We start from the raw sequence: 17,658 nt of genomic DNA on the forward strand, positions 1-17,658 counted from the left end.
GGGCAAACCGCCGCAGCTCGACCGGTTCTTAACCGGTCTTCACACGGCGCGGATAGGATCGCTATCCATGAACCTCCCTGGCCCCTGGCGGCGTTGGCGCGCACGTGGCAAGCCGACCCGCCGTCGGCTGCTGGCCGGGGGGCTGGCGCTGGTGGTGCTGGCCGGCCTGGGCACGGCGACCGCGGTGGCGGGCGCCCCGGCCGCGGTGCACCAGGAGGACCGTTTCCTCTCGATGCCCGAGGCGCCGGGCAGCTCCCAGCAGGTCTCCATCGACACCTCCTTCTTCACCACCGGCAGCAGCCCGCGCCCCGCGGTGCTGCTCGCCCACGGCTTCGGCGGCAGCAAGGCCGACGAGGCGGGCGAGGCGCGCAAGCTGGCCCGCTCCGGCTACGCGGTGCTCACCTGGTCCTCGCGCGGCTTCGGACACTCCACCGGGCAGATCGGCCTGGACTCGCCGGACGGCGAGGTGCAGGACGTCAAGCACCTGGTGGACTGGCTGACCCAGCGGCCCGAGGTGCTCAAGGACAGGCCCGGCGACCCGGTCGTCGGCATCACCGGTGCCTCCTACGGCGGCGCGATCGCGTTGCTGGCGGCGGCGGCCGACCCCCGGATCAAGGCCATCGCTCCCCGGATTACCTGGTGGAACCTGGCCGACGCGCTCTTCCCGCAGAACGTCCAGGGCGGCAGTGCGGCCGACGGGGTGTTCAAGAAGCTCTGGGCCGGCATCTTCTTCACCGACGGTTCGGCCGGCGACCTGACGGCGTCCACCACCGGCAAGCCCGCGCCCGCGGTCAGCAGCCCGGGCCCGGTGGGCTGCGGGCGCTTCACCGCCGACCTGTGCGCGATGTACAACCGGGTGGCCAGCGCGGGCCGGCCCGACGCCCAGGCCGTCGCCCTGCTGGAGAAGTCGAGCCCGTCGACGTTCGCCTCCCAGATCAAGGTGCCCACCCTGGTGGTCCAGGGCGAGCAGGACTCGCTCTTCCCGCTGGACCAGGGCGACGCGATGGCCAAGGCGATCGCCGCCAACGGCGCGCCGGTCTCGGTCGACTGGTTCGCCGGCGGCCACGACGGCGGCACCGAGACCAGCGACCGGGTGGACGACCGGGTGATCGCCTGGTTCGACAAGTACCTGAAGCACCAGGGCAGCGACACCGGGCCGACCTTCCGGGTGACCCGGACCGGGGGCGTGGACTCCACCGGCTTCCAGGCCGTGCTGCGCGGCGCCGATGCCGACCGCTACCCGGGCCTCGGCGGCACCGCGAGCACCGCCGTGCAGCTGACCGGCGGTCAGCAGACCATCGCCAACCCGCCCGGCGGCGCGCCGCCGGCGATCTCCACCGTGCCGGGCCTCGGGGCGCTCGCCCAGGCCTCCCAACTCGGCGTCGGACTCTCGCTCGACTTCCCGGGGCAGTCCGCCACCTTCGACTCCGCCCCGCTGGCCGACGGGATCCAGCTGACCGGCAGCCCCACCGTCAAGGTCACCGTGCAGGCCGACCAGCCGGACGCGGTGCTCTTCGCCAAGCTCTACGACGTCGCCCCGGACGGCAGCCAGACCCTGCCGCAGCAGCTGGCCGCCCCGCTGCGGGTCACCGGCGCGGATGCGCCCGGCGGCCGGACGGTGACCGTCGACCTGCCCGCCGTCGACCACTCCTTCGCAGCCGGCCACCGGATGCGCCTGGTGCTCGCCAGCACCGACCTGGCCTACGCCTCGCCGAACGCCCCCGCCACCTACCAGGTGGCGGCCGTGAGTCCGCTGACCGTCCCCACCGACAGCGCCCTGCACACCGAGGCCGCCCCGCTGCCGGCCCGGGTCTGGCAGCTGCCGCTGCTCGCGCTGGTGGTGGCCGCCGGCCTGCTGCTGACGGTGCGCCGGCGCCGCGCGGTGCCGCCGCCGGACCCGGCGCTGGCCCAGGTCCCGCTGCAGATCACCGGGCTGAGCAAGCGCTACAAGGGTGCCGCCGACCGCTACGCCGTGCGCGAGCTGGGCTTCACCGTCGAGCCGGGCCAGGTGCTGGGCCTGCTCGGGCCCAACGGCGCCGGCAAGACCACCACGCTGCGGATGCTGATGGGCCTGATCCGCCCGGACGAGGGCGAGATCAGGATCTTCGGCCACGCCGTGCGCGCCGGCGCCCCGGTGCTCTCCCGGGTCGGTGCCTTCGTGGAGGGCGCCGGGTTCCTGCCGCACCTGAGCGGACGGGCCAACCTGGAGCTGTACTGGCGGGCCACCGGGCGCCCCGCCGAGGACGCGCACCTGGCCGAGGCGCTGGCGATCGCCGACCTCGGCGAGGCGCTGGAGCGCGCGGTGCGCACCTACTCGCAGGGCATGCGCCAGCGCCTGGCGATCGCCCAGGCCATGCTCGGCCTGCCGGACCTGCTGATCCTGGACGAGCCGACCAACGGGCTCGACCCGCCGCAGATCCGCGAGATGCGCGAGGTGATGATCCGTTACGCGGCCACCGGACGCACCGTGATCGTCTCCAGCCACCTGCTCGCCGAGGTCGAGCAGAGCTGCACCCACCTGGTGGTGATGGACCGCGGCCGGCTGGTCAGCGCGGGCGCGGTGGCGGAGATCATCGGCGGCGGCGAGCTGCTGCTGGTCGGCACCCCCGCCTCGTACGGCGCCGCCGAGCTGGCGGCGGCGGCCGAGAAGGCCGCCGGGCTGCCCGGCGTGGGCTCGGCGGAGGTCGCCGGGCACGGGCTGCTGGTGCGGCTGGACGGACTGACGGCGCACCAGCTGGTCGCCGAGCTGGTCCGCCTCGACGTCCCGGTGGAGCGGGCCGGTCCGCACCGCCGCCTGGAGGACGCGTTCCTGTCGATGATCGGAGGCCCGGCATGAGCAGCACCCTGGCGGACCGGGCGCCCGGCTACCGCCCCCAGCGCACCCTGCCGCTGCGGGTGGAGGCGCTGCGCCAGCTGCGCCGCCGCCGCACCCTGGTGATCGCGGCGGCGCTCTTCGCGCTGCCGTTCGTGGTGCTGGCCGCCTTCCAGATCGGCGGCACCCCGAGCCGGCCCGACCAGGTCACCTTCGTCTCGCTGGCCACCGCCTCCGGGCCGAACTTCGCGGCCACCCTGCTCTTCATGGGCACCGGCTTCGTGCTGGTGATCCCGGTCGCGCTGTTCTGCGGGGACACGGTGGCCGCCGAGGCCGGCTGGTCCTCGCTGCGCTACCTGCTGGCCGCGCCGGTGCCCCGGGCCCAGCTGCTGGCCCGCAAGCTCACCGTCGGGCTGCTCTTCTCGGCCGCCGCCATCGTGCTGCTGCCGCTGGTCGGCCTCGGCGTCGGCACCGCCGCCTACGGCTGGGGCGACCTCAAGCTGCCCGCCGGCGGCAGCCTGCCCGCCGCCGAGGCGCTGCCCCGCCTGGCCATCGCGGTGGGGTTCGTGATCCTGAGCGAGGTGGTGGTGGGCGCGCTCGCCTTCTTCCTCTCCACCGCCTCCGACGCCCCGCTCGGCGCGGTCGGCGGCGCCGTCTTCCTGAGCATCATCACCGGGGTGCTGGACGCGATCACCGCGCTCGGCGGGCTGCGCGAGTGGCTGCCCGCGCACTGGCAGTACGCCTGGGCGGACGCGCTGCAGCCGCAGCTGGAGTGGGGCGGGATGCTCCAGGGCGTCTCGCTCTCGCTCTCCTACGCGGCCGTGCTGCTGGCGCTGGCCTTCCGGGGGTTCGCGCGCAAGGACATCGTCTCGTAGGGGAGGATGGGCGGGTACCGCCTCGAACGATGTACGGAGTCCCCCCGTGGCCCAGATCCTGCTCCTCCACTCCGCCTACGGGCTGCGCCCCGCCGTGCACGCCGCCGCCGAGCGGCTGCGCGCGGCCGGACACCAGGTGCACGTGCCGGACCTGTACGACGGCAAGGTCTTCGACACCGTCGAGGAGGGCATGGCCTACCGCGAGGAGCTCGGCAACGACGAGCTGCTGCGCCGGGCGGTCGGCGCCGCCGCCCCGCTGCTCGGCGCCGCCGGGACCAGGCTGGTCTACGCCGGGTTCTCGCTCGGCGGCGGGCTGGCCCAGAACCTGGCGCTGGCCGACGAGCACGCGCTCGGCCTGCTGCTCCTGCACGGCACCTCGGACCTGCGCGAGGACGCCGCCACCGGGATCCCGGTGCAGTTGCACGTGGCCGAGCCCGACCCGTTCGAGACCGAGGACTGGCTGAACACCTGGTACCTGGGCATGCGCCGGGCCGGCGCCGAGGTGGAGGTGCACCGCTACCGGGGCGCGGGGCACCTGTTCACCGACGCCGAGCTGCCCGACTACGACGCCGAGGCGGCCGAGACCGCCTGGGCCGCCGCGCTCGACTTCCTGACCGAGCTGGACGAGCTCGCCGAGTAGCAGGACTGACGGGCGGTCAGGCCGTCGGCGGAGCCTGCGGCGGCTGGGACGGGTAGCCGTACGCGGGCGGCTGGGCGGGCGGGGCCACCGGCGTCTGGTAGCCGGCGACCGGCTGGGGCGCGACGGGCGCGCCGTAGCCGGGGGCGCCCTGCGAGGGGAACGGGGCCGGGTAGCCGCCGGCGGCGGGGTAGCCGACCGGTGCCGCCGCCGCGGCCGGCTGTGCCCCGGCCGGTCGCCGGGTGACCGCCACCGCGAGGACGAAGGCCAAGGCGATCATCACCTGGAGGATGAGGTCCAGGTTGAGCAGCAGGTTGGAGACCGGCGAGCCGAAGGCGTGCGAGAGGTACTGGTTCCCGGTCAGCTGCGCGATCTCCACCATCGCTGAGCCGTAGGCGCTCACCCCGAGCACCGCGACCCCGGCGCCGCGCACCCAGCCGGCGCCGGAGAAGGCGCCGACGATCAGCACCACCAGCGCGACCACGAACGCCGTGTCGGTGGCGGCGAAGTTGACCGCGGAGTCCCGCACGAAGTGGTCGTAGTTGATGCCGAGCGCGGTCGGCAGGTAGGCCGCGCCCTGCTTGATGAGGTCGAAGCCCAGCAGCGCGAGTTCGAGCAGGACGTCGACGATCATCAGGACCGCCAGCCCGGGCAGTGCCGCCGGGCGGGCTCCGGCCGGTGCCCGCTGCGGGGTCGGAAAGCCTCCGACGGGCGGCGCGTAACTCATGGTGTCCCCTCCGGACGGCGGGGCCATGGCGTCTCCACGGCTCCCGGTGCGCGCTGAGACTAGCGTGCACCGGGAGCCCTGGGCTCCGAGGGCTAGGCGCTCCAGGCGGCCGGGCCGAGCAGCGTCTTGACCTCGCTGGCGAAGGCGGTGTCGGGGTTGACCAGGAAGCCGAGCTCGTAGAGGACGTCGCGCTGGCGGCTGGTGGTGAGCAGCCGGACCGGCACGTCGCCGGGGTGCGCCTGGAGCGTGAGCTTGAGCTCGCGCACCATGGTGGCCGTCACCTTCGGGTAGGGCACGGTGATCTGCACCGGCGGCTTGCCGCCGTGCTCGGCCGCGGAGATGTCCAGGCTGATGATCTCCTGGCCGAAGATGCTCAGCGCGCCGTCGCGTTCGTTGAGCCGGCCGCGCACCGAGATGACGTTGTCCTCGATCATCTGGTCGGCCATCAGGTTGTAGGTGGCCGGGAAGAAGAGGACCTCGACCGAGCCGTCGCGGTCGGCCAGGGTGATGATCGCCCAGGCGTTGCCCGCCTTGTTGATCCGCCGGTCGACCCCGGTGATCAGCCCGGAGAGCCGGACCTCGCCCTCGGTGCGGCCCGACCCCATCAGCTCGGCGATCGAGACGTCGCGGTTGCGGGCCAGGATGTGCTCGGCGCCGTCCAGCGGGTGGCTGGAGACGTAGAGGCCGAGCATCTCGCGCTCCAGGCTGAGCAGCTGGCGGCGCGGCCACTCGCGGTCGGTGAGCTCGAAGTCCAGGCCGATGGTGGGCGTGTCGGAACCGGTGTCGAGGGCGCCGAACAGGTCGTCCTGGCCGATCGCCTGCTGCTTCTTGACCCCGGTGACGGCGTCGATGGCCTGCTCGTGCACCGCGCAGAGCGACTGGCGGGTGTGGTTCAGCGAGTCGAAGGCGCCGGACTTGATCAGCGAGTCGACGGTGCGCTTGTTGCAGGCGACCAGTTCGACCTTGTCCAGGAAGTCGGCGAAGGAGGAGAACTTGCCCTTCTCCTTGCGGGTCTTGATCATCGACTCGATGACCGGGACGCCGACGTTGCGCACGGCCTTGAGACCGAAGCGGACGTCGGAGCCGACGGCGGTGAAGTCGACCACGGACTCGTTGACGTCGGGGGAGAGGATCTTGATGCCCATCGACCGGCACTCGGCCAGGTAGACGGCCATCTTGTCCTTGTCGTCCGCGACCGAGGTGAGCAGGGCGGCCATGTACTCGGCGGGATAGTTCGCCTTGAGGTAGGCGGTCTGGTACGAGACCAGGCCGTAGGCGGCCGAGTGCGATTTGTTGAACGCGTAGCCGGCGAACGGGACCAGCACGTCCCAGACCGCCTGGATGGCCTCGTCGGAGTAGCCGCGCTCCTTGCAGCCGGCGTGGAACGGGACGAACTCCTTCTCGAGGACCTCCTTCTTCTTCTTGCCCATCGCGCGGCGGAGCAGGTCGGCCTGTCCGAGGCTGTAGCCGGCCAGCACCTGCGCGGCTCGCTGCACCTGCTCCTGGTAGACGATCAGGCCGTAGGTGGGGCCGAGGACCTCCTTGAGCGGCTCCTCCAGCTCCGGGTGGATCGGGATGATCTCCTGCTGGCCGTTCTTGCGCAGCGCGTAGTTGGTGTGCGAGTTCATGCCCATCGGGCCGGGGCGGTACAGCGCCGAGACGGCGGAGATGTCGGCGAACTCGGTGGGCTTCATCAGCTTGAGCAGTGCGCGCATCGGGCCGCCATCGAGCTGGAAGACGCCCAGCGTGTCGCCGCGGGCCAGCAGCTCGTAGGTGGTCGGGTCGTCGATCGGGATCTTCTCGATGTCGACGTCGATGCCGCGGTTGGACTTCACGATCTTGATGCAGTGGTCGATGATGCCCAGGTTCCGCAGACCCAGGAAGTCCATCTTGATCAGACCCATGGCTTCGCACGACGGGTAGTCGAAGCCGGTGATGATCACGCCGTCCTTGTCCCGCTTGTGCAGCGGGATCAGTTCGAGCAGCGGGGTCGAGGAGAGGATGACGGCGGCGGCGTGCACGCCGGTGCCGCGGATCAGGCCTTCGATGCCGAGACCGGTGTCGATGATCTTCTTGACGTCCGGCTCGTTGGCGTACAGCGAGCGGATCTCGGTGCCCTCGTTGTAGCGCGGGTGCTTCTCGTTGAACAAGTCGGCGAGCGGGACGCCCTTGCCCATCACGTCCGGCGGCATCGCCTTGGTGATCCGGTCGCCCATCGCGAAGGGGTAGCCGAGGATCCGGTTGGCGTCCTTGACGGCGGCCTTGGCCTTGATGGTGCCGAAGGTGTTCACCTGGGCGGTGTACGCCTCGCCGTACTTGTCGGTGACGTAGCGCACCATCTGGTCGCGCTGGCGGTCGTCGAAGTCGATGTCGACGTCCGGGGGGTTGATGCGCTCGGGGTTCAGGAAGCGCTCGAAGAGGAGGTCGTGCTCCAGCGGGTCCAGCTGGGTGATGCCGGTGAGGTAGGCGACCATCGAGCCTGCCGCCGAGCCACGGCCCGGGCCGACCGGGATGCCGTTGTCGCGCCCGTACTGGCAGATGTCGGCGACCACGAGGAAGTAGGCGTCGAACCCCATCGGGGTGATGACGCCCATCTCCAGCTCGATCCGGTCCAGCACCTCCTGGCTCGGGTTGTCGCCGTAGCGGTGCCGCAGGCCGGCGCTGATCTTCTTGCGCAGGTAGGAGGCCTGGGTCTCGCCCTCGGGGACGTCGAACTGCGGCATCCGGTCGACGTAGTTGAAGACCTCCGCGTACGACTCCACCCGCTCGGCGATCGCCAGGGTGTTGTCGCAGGCCTCGGGCAGCTCGCTGAAGAGCGCGCGCATCTCCTCGGCGGTCTTGACGTAGTAGCCGGTGCCCTGGAACTTGAACCGGTTCGGGTCGTCCTTGTTCTTGCCCACGCCGACGCAGAGCAGGCTGTCGTGGGCGTCGGCCTGGTCGGCGGTGACGTAGTGCGAGTCGTTGGTGGCCAGCAGCGGGATGTTCAGCTGCTTGGCCAGGCGCAGCAGGTCCGCCCGGACGTCCTGCTCGATGGACAGGCCGTGGTCCATCAGCTCCAGGAAGTAGTTCTCCTTGCCGAAGATCTGCTGGTAGGCGTCGGCAGCCTTGACCGCCTCGTCGTACTGGCCCAGGCGCAGCCGGGTCTGGATCTCGCCGGAGGGGCAGCCGGTGGTGGCGATGATGCCCGTGGCGTTGGCGGCGATCAGCTCGCGGTCCATGCGGGGCTTCATGTAGTAGCCCTCCATCGACGCGAGCGAGGAGAGCTTGAAGAGGTTGCGCAGACCGGTGGCGTTCTGTGCCCACATGGTCATGTGGGTGTAGCGGCCACCGCCGGAGACGTCCTTGCCGCCCTCACCGTCCGAGCTGGCCGGGCGCTGGCCGCCGGGCGACCAGAAGACCGGCTTCTTCTCGAAGCGCGAGCCGGGGGCGACGTAGGCCTCGATGCCGATGATCGGCTTGACGCCGCTGTCCGGGGTCGCCTTGTGGAAGAACTCGTAGGCGCCGAACATGTTGCCGTGGTCGCTCATGGCGATGGCCGGCATGCCCTGTCGCGCGGCCTCGGCTACCAGCTTGCCGTTCTTGGCCGCCCCGTCGAGCATGGAGTACTCGGTATGGACATGCAGGTGAACGAAGCTGTCGGCCACGAGGGACGGCTCCTAAGCGTGAGGTCTGCGGCTGGGGGCCTTCCACCCTAACGCGCCGCCACCCTGGTCCCCGACGCCACTCGCGGTGACCGGTGTCGCTGTGGTACCGGTCGCCCGCGGGGCCGCAAAGCACCTCGGCCGGACCCTACCGGGCCCGGCCGAGGAGTTTCAACTCGCCTTGACTCAGCCCTCCTTGACCACCACGGTCTTCCCGGCCTTGTCGTGGAAGCACTGCTGCAGCGGCTTGTCCCAGAGCAGCGAGAGCACGTTGACCAGGGCGAACAGCGTGCCGATGCAGATGACGGCCTGGGGCAGGCCGTAGACGGCGGAGCGGGCCCAGAGCTCGTTGTCGCTGGGGCGCCCGCCGTGGGCCGCGGAGACGACCCGCAGCTTCATGACCTTCTTGCCGACGCTCTGCTGCTGCTGGCTGAGCATCATCGCGCCCTCGTAGACGAAGACGAGCAGGGCGACGACGATGTCGGACACGATGCTGCCGAAGCCGAGCACGGCCTCCACCAGCAGGAACGGGATCAGCAGCACGCCGACGTCGATCAGGCGCGCCAGGAAGCGGTCGCCGGGGCCGGCCAGGGTGCGGGTGCCGGGCGGCGGCGGGCCGTAGGGGTTCGTCGGGCCGAGCCACGGCGGCAGCTGGCCCGGCTGCTGGTAGCCGCCGGGCGGCGGGGGGTAGCCGTAGCCGGGCTGCTGGCCGTAGTCGCCGGGGGGCGGGGTGCCGTAGCCGGGCTGCTGTGGCTGCGGGTCGTACGGGCCCTGCGGGACGCCGTAGCCGGGCTGTGCCGGGGGCTGCTGGCCGTAGGGGTTCTGCTGGCCGGGCTGCGGCGGCTGGCCGTACGGGTTCTGGTCCGACGGATAGCCGTAGCCGGGGGGTTCGTTGGTCATCTGCCCGCTCGTCTCGTGGTGGCTTACCCCCAGATGTCTAGCGGGCCTGACATTCCTTTAGGAAGGCTTGGGGATCAACTGTTACGGAGAATTACCGGGAGCGTCGCACGGACCGCCGCCCCGAAGGCCGCGACGGCCGGGTGGCCGCCCGCGCCGTGGCGGAAGGCGACGGTGGTGCGCCGCGACATCGGCAGCCGGTGCAGCCGCACGGCCGGCGGCGGGGCCAGCAGGCCCAGCTCCGGGACCAGCGCCACCCCCTGGCCGGCGGCGACCAGGGCGAGCACGGTGTCGAAGTCGTCGACGCGGTGCCGGATCCGTGGCGTGAAGCCGGCCGCCTGGCAGGCCCGGATCGCCATCGCGTGGCAGAGGGTGCCGTGGGTGGCGAGGATCCACGAGCCCTCGGCGTGGGCGCCCAGCGTGCCGTCGTCCGGGGGGCCGTCGGCCGGTCCGGCGCCAGGTTCTGCGGTGGCCAGGTACATCGCCTCGGCGAAGAGCGGCTCGCTCGCGATGCCGGGTTCGGCGGGCGCGGGGACGAAGTCGTAGTCGTGCACCAGGGCGACGTCCAGCTCGCCCGCGCGCAGCAGGTCGGCCACGCCCGCCGGGTCGACCTCGGCGACCATCGGCTCCAGCTCCGGCCAGCGCTCGGCGAGCAGCACCAGGGCCGGCGGGATCACCACCCGGGCGGCGGAGGGGAAGGTGCCGATCCGCAGCGGACCGGCCGGACCGCGGCGGGCCCCGGCCAGCTCGGCCGAGGCCGCCTCCAGCACCGCCAGTACCGTCTCGGCGTGCCGGACCAGGCCGTGCGCGGCGGGGGTCAGCGCGACCCGCCGCCCGGTGCGCTCCAGCAGCGCCACCCCGGCCTCCCGCTCCAGTGCGGTGAGCTGCTGGGAGACGGCCGAGGGGCTGAAGGCCAGCGCCTCGGCGACGGCAGCGATGGTGCCGCGGTGGGCCAGTTCCCGCAGCAGCCGCAGGCGGCGGACGTCGAGCATCAGCACAGCTTACGGTTTGCGGTGGAAACGCGAACTGGACCCGCACAGTGGCCGGGCCGCAGGCTCAAGGCATGGATCACGAACTGCGCGGGATCTTCGTCCCGCTGATCACTCCGTTCACCGACGACGACACGGTCGCGCTGGACGCGCTGGAGGCACTGGCGCACGAGGTGCTGGACGAGGGGGCGGCCGGGCTGGTCGCGCTCGGCACCACCGGCGAGCCCGCCGCCCTGGACCCGGCCGAGCGGGCCGCCGTCCTGGACGTCTGCGCCCGCGTCGCCGACCGGCGCCGGGTGCCGCTGGTGGTCGGCGCGGGCGGTGGCGGGACCCGGCAGTGCCTGGCGGCCCTGGCCGAGCTGGGCGGCCGCCGCGAGGTGGTCGCCGCGCTGACCACCGTGCCGGCCTTCGTGCGCCCCGGCCCGGCGGGCGTGCTGGCGCACTTCGAGCACCTCGCGGCGCACAGCCCGGTGCCGCTGATCGTCTATCACATCCCCTATCGCACCGGCCAGCAGCTGGACGCCCGGACGCTCGGCGCGATCGCCCGGCTGCCCGGCATCGTGGGTGTGAAGTACGCCACCGGCGCGCTGGACGCGCCGGCCGTGGCGCTGCTGGCCGACCCGCCGCCCGGCTTCGCGGTGCTGCCCGGCGACGACACCTTCCTGTCGCCGATGCTGGCGCTCGGCGCGAGCGGCGGGATCCTCGCCTCGGCGCATCTGGCCACCCGGCACTTCGTCGAGCTGACCGAGGCGTGGGCGGCCGGGGACGCGGCGCGGGCACGGGAATCGGGCCACCGGCTGGCCGGGCTCTCGGCGGCGCTCTTCGCCGAGCCCAACCCGGTGGTGGTCAAGGGGGTGCTGCACGCCCAGGGGCGGATCCCGAGCGCGGCGGTGCGGCTGCCGCTGCTGCCCGCGAGCCCGGCGTCGGTGGCCGCCGCGGTGGAACTGCTGGAGCGGCTGCCGGTGTCCATCCGGTGAACGGTGTCCACGTGGTGAATACCGTGCGGGGATATGTCGGCGAGCAGGCAAGATGAAGCTGAGCAGCACATCGGAGGAGGAAGTACGGATGAAGATCGGCATTGTGGGCGCCACCGGCCAGGTCGGCGGCGTGGTCCGGGAGATCCTGGCGGAGCGTTCGTTCCCGGTCGAGCAGCTGCGCCTGTTCGCCTCGGCGCGCTCGGCCGGCAAGACGCTGCCGTGGCAGGGCGGCGAGGTCACCGTCGAGGACGCGGCCACCGCCGACTACACGGGCCTGGACATCGTGATCTTCTCCGCCGGCGGTGGCACCTCCAAGGAGCTGGCACCCAAGGTGGCCGCGGCCGGCGCCGTGGTGATCGACAACTCCTCCGCCTGGCGGCGCGACCCCGAGGTCCCGCTGGTGGTGGCCGAGGTCAACCCGCAGGCGATCGCCGAGCGTCCCAAGGGCATCATCGCCAACCCGAACTGCACCACGATGGCCGCCATGCCGGTGCTGCGCCCGCTGCACCAGGAGGCCGGGCTGACCGCGCTGGTGGTGGCCACCTACCAGGCCGTCTCCGGCAGCGGCCTGGCCGGTGTCGCCGAGCTGCAGGAGCAGGCCCACAAGGTCGTGGACGGTGCCGCGGCGCTCACCCACGGCGGGTCGAACGCCGACTTCCCCGAGCCGCAGGTCTACCGGCGTCCGATCGCGTTCAACGTGATCCCGCTGGCCGGCTCGATCGTGGACGACGGTCTGAACGAGACCGACGAGGAGCAGAAGCTGCGCCACGAGAGCCGCAAGATCCTCGGCATCCCCGAGCTCAAGGTCTCCGGCACCTGCGTGCGGGTGCCGGTCTTCACCGGCCACTCGCTCCAGGTCAACGCCCGCTTCGCGGGTCCGATCAGCCCCGAGCGGGTCACCGAGCTGCTGGCCGGGGCGCCGGGCGTGGTGCTGACCGACATCCCCACCCCGCTGCAGGCGGCCGGCCAGGACCCGAGCTACGTGGGCCGCATCCGCCGGGACGAGACGGCGGAGAACGGCATCTCGCTCTTCCTGTCCAACGACAACCTGCGCAAGGGCGCGGCGCTCAACGCCGTGCAGATCGCCGAGCTGGTCGCCGCCGAGCTCGGCTGACCGGGACCGGGCCGACCGGGACTGCGTCGACCAGGACTGGGCCGACCGGGCGAAGCCGGACCGCGGGGGCTCCTGACCAGGTGTCAGGAGCCCCCGCGGCTTTCCCACCGCGGCCCCGTCAACTGGGCCGAACGGAGTCGCCGCGCCGTCCGTGTCCCTCGGCCGGCCTACCGCGAAGCCCGCGCAGCCGGGTGATTCACGACGCCTTCGGGGGGTAATGGAGACCGCAACGGTCCGGCAGGGTGCCCAGGTGAGCCTCGCTCGGGCAGACTGCACGAACTGCCCGTGCTCAGCGGCAGAGCACAGGAAGAGGGGTACCTCATGGACCGCTGTGTCGTCCTGGTGGATGCGGGATACCTGCTGGGGGCCGCCGCCAGCCTGCTGGCCGGGGAGCCCGCCCGTTCCCGGGTGACGGTCGACCACACCGCGCTGATCGCCTCGCTGCGCGACCGGGCCGAGGAGGAGACCGGCCTGCCGCTGCTGCGGATCTACTGGTTCGACGCGGCCCCTGAGCGCCGCCCGATGCCCGAGCACCGCCGGCTGCGGGTGCTGCCCCGGGTCACCGTGCGGCTCGGCGCGCTCACCCGGGCCGAGGGCCGCTGGGTGCAGAAGGGCGTGGACGCCGCGATGCACGCCGAACTCTCCGAGCTGGCCCGCAACCGGGCCTGCGCGGACGTGGTGCTGGTCACCGGCGACGGGGACCTGCTGCCCGGCATGATGTCGGCCAAGGAACACGGCGTGGCCGTCCACCTGTGGGCGCTGCAGGCCGCCGACGGCGACTTCAACCAGTCCGAGGACCTGGTCGGCGAGGCCGACGAGCGCCGGGTGCTGGACCGGGAGTGGATCACCCGCTCGGTGCGGCTGCGCGAACCCGCGGTGGCCTTCCCGCCCGCCGGGCCGCGCCCGGAGATCGCCAAGATCCTGGCCGCCCCGCCGGCCGCCCGCCCCGCCGCCGCCGAGGCCTCCGAAGCGCCGGCCACGCCCGCCGCGATGCCGCCCGCCGCGCTCAAGGTCGTCCCCACCCCCAAGGACCTGGCCGGCCGCACCGCCCAGGCGCACCAGCACCAGCAGCCGCCCGCCACCGCGAGCAACGGCCCGGTGCTGCGCTGGTCCTCCGACCGCGGCTGGGTGGACCGCCCGCCCACCGAGGCCCCCACCGCCGCCGACGCGCTGCCCACCCTGGCCCAGCTCACCACCGCCGAGCAGCGCTGGGCCGACCGCGAGGAGGACATCACCGCGATCGGCGGCGACCCGCACGAGGTCGGCCAGGTCTTCGCCCGCCGCTGGACCGAGCGCCTGGGCGACCGCGAACGGCTCACCCCGATCTGGGGCGACTACCCGCGCATCCCGCACCGGGTCGACGGCGAGCTGCTGCGCTACGCGGCCCGGTTCGGCCTGCTCGCCCACAAGGACGACCAGATCGACGAGCACGACCGGTACGCGATCCGGGCCGGCTTCTGGAAGGAGTTGGCGGCCCGGGTGCCGGGCGGCGAGCTGATCGTGGTGGACGACTGATCGGGGGAGTCGGCGGCTGACAGTGGTGCCGAACGGGCCCCTGGTCCGGTTTCCTCATGGTCGGCGCGTAGAGTCTTCGCTCGTGAGTGACGCCCCATTGCCCTGCTGCTCCGTCCGGGGCCTCACCAAGCGCCACGGCGAGATCCGGGCCAACGACGGGGTCGACCTGGAGATCCGCCAGGGCGAGATCTTCGGCCTGCTCGGCCCCAACGGCGCCGGCAAGTCCACCTTGGTGCGCCAGCTCACCGGCCTGCTGCAGCCGGACGCCGGCAGCGTCGAGATCCTCGGCCACGACGTGGTCCGCCACCCCGAGCGGGCGGCCCGGCTGCTCGGCTACCTCGGCCAGGAATCCACCGCGCTGGACGAGCTGACGGTGGCGCTGGCCGCCGAGACCACCGGCCGGCTGCGCGGCCTGAGCCGCGCCGCGGCCCGCGCCGCGAGCGCCGAGGTGCTCGACGAGCTGGGCCTGACCCCGCTGGCCGCGCGCCCGCTGGCCAAGCTCTCCGGCGGGCAGCGCCGGCTGGCCTGCTTCGCCGCCACCCTGGTCGGCGAGCGCCCGCTGCTGGTCCTGGACGAGCCCACCACCGGCATGGACCCGGTGGCCCGGCGCGCCGTCTGGTCGGCGGTGGACCGCCGCCGCTCCGAGCGCGGCACCACCGTGCTGCTCGTCACCCACAACGTCATCGAGGCCGAGACGGTGCTCGACCGGGTCGCCGTGCTGGACGAGGGCCGGGTGATCGCCTGCGACACCCCCGGCGGTCTCAAGGCGATGGTCGACGGGGACGTCCGGCTCGACCTGGTCTGGCGCACCGAGCCGCCGGTGGAGGTGCCCGCGGTCGCCCGGCTGGCCGAGCGCGCGGAGCGCACCGGCCGGCGCTGGACGGTGCGGACCACACCGGAGGAGGCCAGGGAGCTGGTCGCCGCCGTCACCACCGGGCCGGCCTTCGCCGCCCTGGACGACTTCACCCTGGCCACGCCGAGCCTGGAGGACGTCTACCTCCGGCTCGGTGGCCGCCACCAAGGACTGGCGAAGTGACCGTACTCACCCCCACCCCCGCGCCGGCCGCCACCCGTGCCGCCGCCCCGCTGGCTCCGGCCGCCCGGCTGCTGCCCGCGCTCGCGGCGGTCTACCGGGCCCAGCTGGCCCGCGCCAAGGTGGCCCGGATCCCGCTGATGTTCGTCGCCAGCTTCCAGTCCATCGGCATCCTGGTGATGATGCGCGGGGTGGTCGACAGCGGTGACAACCCCTCGGCGCGCGCGGTGGTGGCGGGCTCCAGCGTGCTGGTGGTCGCCTTCGTGGCACTCAACCTGCTCGCCCAGTACTTCGGCCGGCTGCGCGCCACCGGCGGCCTGGACCACTACGCGACGCTGCCCGTCCCGGCAGCCTCCGTGGTGCTCGGCGCGGCGGCGGCCTACGCCTCCTTCACGCTGCCGGGGGCGCTGGTCACGGCGGGCTTCGGCGCGGTGCTCTTCGGGCTCTCGCCGGCGCACCTGTGGGTGCTGCTGGTGGTGGTCCCGCTGGCCGGCGCCGCGCTCTCCGGCATCGGCGCGGCGCTCGGCCTGCTCGCCCCCAAGCAGGAGCTGGCCACCATGGCCGGGCAGCTCGGCATGTCCGCTGCGCTGCTGCTCGGCGTGCTGCCCGCCTCGCACCTGCCGACGGCGGTGCGGGCGCTGCGCGACCTGCTCCCGTCCACCTACGGGGTGGACGCCTTCGCCGCCACCTTCGCGCGCCGGCCCGACTGGGCGCTGGTGCTGGGCGATCTGGCGGTCTGCGCGGGCGTCGGCGTGCTCTCGCTGGCAATCGCGACATGGTCCTACCGCCGCGCCACGACCCGCTAGCCGGATCTGGGCACTCGGCGTGAAACGATGGGTGACGTGACCGTACCGAACACGCCTCCGGGTGCCCCTCAGGGCGGCAACCCGCTGGGTATCTCCGAGGATCTGCCGCAGGGGGCCGACCAGGGCGACGCTTCCGGCGGCCTGCCGAAGGGCGCTGGGGGGTTGCCGAAGGACACCGGTGACGGCGCCCGGGGGCAGGCGCCGACCGCCGCGGAGCCGGCCGCGGCCCAGGACACTCCCGCGGCGTCGGACCGCGAGGCCGCGCAGCCGGTCTCCGAGACGCCGGAGACGACGGCCGCGCAGCCGTCGGGCCGGTGGACCGGACTGACCCGCTCCGCCCACGGGAACCGGCTGATGGACGAGCTCAGGGTCGGCGCTCCGATCCTCGGCGCCTGTCTGCTGCTCGGTGTGCTGCTCGGGGCGCTCTGGTACTGGCTGGCGCCCGAGGTGCCGCTCGTGGTGCACGGCCAGAGCGTGCTGTACGTGGACCCGGAGGGCGAGCAGCGGGCCGGTGCCGACGGCACCTTCGTGCTGCTCGGCCTGGCCTTCGGCCTGGTCACCGCGGGGGCCGCGTTCCTGCGCACCCGGCAGCGCGGCGGCGGCGTCGTGGTCGCGCTGGCACTGGGGCTCGGCGGCCTGGCGGGCTCGCTGATCGCCTGGCGGCTGGGCATGGCACTGGGCCCCACCACGAACCTGATCGCCCACGCCAAGCAGGTCGGCGACGGGCATACCTTCAACGAGGCGCTCCAGCTGAGTGCCTACGGGGCGCTGCTGGCCTGGCCGTTCGCCGCGCTGCTCGCGCTGCTGGCGCTCACCGCCACCTTCGGCAAGCGCGAGCAGGACCCGCCGCCGTACTGGGCCGGTCCGGTGCTGCCCTCGGCGGGCGGCCCGGTGGACGAGCTCCCGGTGCCGACGGCCGCCGAGGGCGAGGGGGTGTCGGACGCTTCGGGCGCTGCGGACCCGTCGGCTGCGGACGCCGGTGCCGCGGAGAAGCCGGAGGCCTCGCCGGGGGCGGGGCCGGTGGTCGGCGCCCAGGCGGTGGGCGGCCAGGGTACGGGGACCCCGGCCGGTCAGACCGTGGGCAGTCCGTCAGCCCCGGCCGATCTCGGCGCTGACAGCACCCGTCAGCCGCAGTAGGTCGGCGGGCGCCAGCTCCACCTCCAGACCGCGCCGGCCCGCGGACACGTAGATCGTGTCGTGGGCCAGCGCGCTCGCGTCCAGCACCGTGGGCAGCGCCTTGCGCTGCCCCAGCGGCGAGATCCCGCCGCGCACGTACCCGCTGCTGCGCTCGGCCGCCGCCGGGTCGGCCATCGCGGCGCGCTTGCCGCCCACGGCGGTGGCCAGCGCCTTCAGGTCCAGCTGCCCGGCCACCGGCACCACGCCGACCGTCAGGGCGCCGTCGACCTCGGCCACCAGCGTCTTGAACACCCGCAGCGGGTCGACGCCCAGCGCCTGGGCCGCCTCGCCGCCGTAGGAGGCGGCCCCCTGGTCGTGCTCGTAGGCGTGCAGGGCGAACGGCACGCCCGCGGCCTCCAGGGTCACGGTGGCGGGGGTGCCGCCCTTGCTCTTCTTCGCCTTCGCCATGGGCGCTCCTGGAATCTCGGTTCGAGACCTCGGGGTCCGGGCCTCAGTTCG

At 73.4% G+C, this 17,658-nt stretch carries 14 protein-coding genes; 9 read left to right on the plus strand and 5 right to left on the minus strand.

Annotated elements, in window-relative coordinates:
- Positions 1 to 67 precede the first annotated feature (67 nt).
- The 3 genes from OG500_RS27955 to OG500_RS27965 are packed head-to-tail and all read left to right on the plus strand — an operon-like array spanning position 68 to position 4,327.
- On the plus strand, positions 68 to 2,836 hold the full coding sequence (locus tag OG500_RS27955; RefSeq protein ID WP_327069610.1) for an alpha/beta fold hydrolase: 2,769 nt from the start codon (positions 68 to 70) through the stop codon (positions 2,834 to 2,836).
- Positions 2,833 to 3,687: an ABC transporter permease gene (locus tag OG500_RS27960; protein WP_329584124.1), complete on the plus strand. Its 855-nt coding sequence runs from the start codon at positions 2,833 to 2,835 to the stop codon at positions 3,685 to 3,687. The genes OG500_RS27955 and OG500_RS27960 overlap by 4 nt, the downstream gene beginning before the upstream one ends.
- 46 nt (positions 3,688 to 3,733) lie before the next feature.
- Positions 3,734 to 4,327 (plus strand): dienelactone hydrolase family protein, encoded by a 594-nt coding sequence (locus OG500_RS27965; protein WP_327069612.1) that lies wholly within the window; start codon positions 3,734 to 3,736, stop codon positions 4,325 to 4,327.
- A gap of 16 nt (positions 4,328 to 4,343) precedes the next feature.
- On the opposite strand, the gene OG500_RS27970 is transcribed toward OG500_RS27965, so the two are convergent.
- The 4 genes from OG500_RS27970 to OG500_RS27985 form a co-directional block, all read right to left on the minus strand.
- Complete coding sequence (locus tag OG500_RS27970; protein WP_327069613.1) at positions 4,344 to 5,051, minus strand: hypothetical protein; 708 nt, start codon at positions 5,049 to 5,051, stop codon at positions 4,344 to 4,346.
- Between the two features lie 92 nt (positions 5,052 to 5,143).
- On the minus strand, positions 5,144 to 8,695 hold the full coding sequence (dnaE, locus tag OG500_RS27975; RefSeq protein WP_329584126.1) for a DNA polymerase III subunit alpha: 3,552 nt from the start codon (positions 8,693 to 8,695) through the stop codon (positions 5,144 to 5,146).
- 183 nt (positions 8,696 to 8,878) lie between these two features.
- Complete coding sequence (locus OG500_RS27980) at positions 8,879 to 9,592, minus strand: RDD family protein (RefSeq protein ID WP_329584129.1); 714 nt, start codon at positions 9,590 to 9,592, stop codon at positions 8,879 to 8,881.
- Positions 9,593 to 9,666: 74 nt separating this feature from the next.
- Positions 9,667 to 10,581: a LysR family transcriptional regulator gene (locus OG500_RS27985; protein ID WP_329584132.1), complete on the minus strand. Its 915-nt coding sequence runs from the start codon at positions 10,579 to 10,581 to the stop codon at positions 9,667 to 9,669.
- 71 nt (positions 10,582 to 10,652) lie between these two features.
- Between OG500_RS27985 and OG500_RS27990 the strand changes: the two genes are divergently transcribed.
- The 6 genes from OG500_RS27990 to OG500_RS28015 all read left to right on the plus strand — a co-directional run bounded on the left by OG500_RS27990 (position 10,653) and on the right by OG500_RS28015 (position 17,160).
- The gene (locus tag OG500_RS27990) at positions 10,653 to 11,555 is read left to right on the plus strand and encodes a dihydrodipicolinate synthase family protein (protein WP_327069617.1); all 903 of its coding nucleotides are present in this window, start codon (positions 10,653 to 10,655) and stop codon (positions 11,553 to 11,555) included.
- An 88-nt stretch (positions 11,556 to 11,643) separates the two neighbouring features.
- The gene (locus tag OG500_RS27995) at positions 11,644 to 12,669 is read left to right on the plus strand and encodes an aspartate-semialdehyde dehydrogenase (protein WP_327069618.1); all 1,026 of its coding nucleotides are present in this window, start codon (positions 11,644 to 11,646) and stop codon (positions 12,667 to 12,669) included.
- Positions 12,670 to 12,990: 321 nt separating this feature from the next.
- Entirely contained in the window at positions 12,991 to 14,184 is a 1,194-nt protein-coding gene (locus tag OG500_RS28000) for an NYN domain-containing protein (protein WP_327069619.1), read from the plus strand.
- Between the two features lie 82 nt (positions 14,185 to 14,266).
- On the plus strand, positions 14,267 to 15,220 hold the full coding sequence (locus OG500_RS28005) for an ABC transporter ATP-binding protein (protein ID WP_329584135.1): 954 nt from the start codon (positions 14,267 to 14,269) through the stop codon (positions 15,218 to 15,220).
- Positions 15,217 to 16,023: an ABC transporter permease gene (locus OG500_RS28010; protein WP_442789243.1), complete on the plus strand. Its 807-nt coding sequence runs from the start codon at positions 15,217 to 15,219 to the stop codon at positions 16,021 to 16,023. Before OG500_RS28005 ends, OG500_RS28010 begins: the two co-directional genes overlap by 4 nt.
- A 36-nt stretch (positions 16,024 to 16,059) precedes the next feature.
- Positions 16,060 to 17,160 carry a hypothetical protein gene (locus OG500_RS28015; RefSeq protein ID WP_329584137.1) on the plus strand — a complete coding sequence of 367 codons (1,101 nt, stop codon included), beginning with the start codon at positions 16,060 to 16,062 and terminating at the stop codon, positions 17,158 to 17,160.
- On the opposite strand, the gene ybaK is transcribed toward OG500_RS28015, so the two are convergent.
- Positions 17,113 to 17,607: a Cys-tRNA(Pro) deacylase gene (ybaK, locus tag OG500_RS28020; RefSeq protein ID WP_327069622.1), complete on the minus strand. Its 495-nt coding sequence runs from the start codon at positions 17,605 to 17,607 to the stop codon at positions 17,113 to 17,115. The genes OG500_RS28015 and ybaK overlap by 48 nt on opposite strands.
- Positions 17,608 to 17,658 lie beyond the last annotated feature (51 nt).

Origin of the sequence: Kitasatospora sp. NBC_01250 (genome assembly GCF_036226465.1) — a bacterium.
Classification (GTDB): Bacteria; Actinomycetota; Actinomycetes; order Streptomycetales; family Streptomycetaceae; genus Kitasatospora.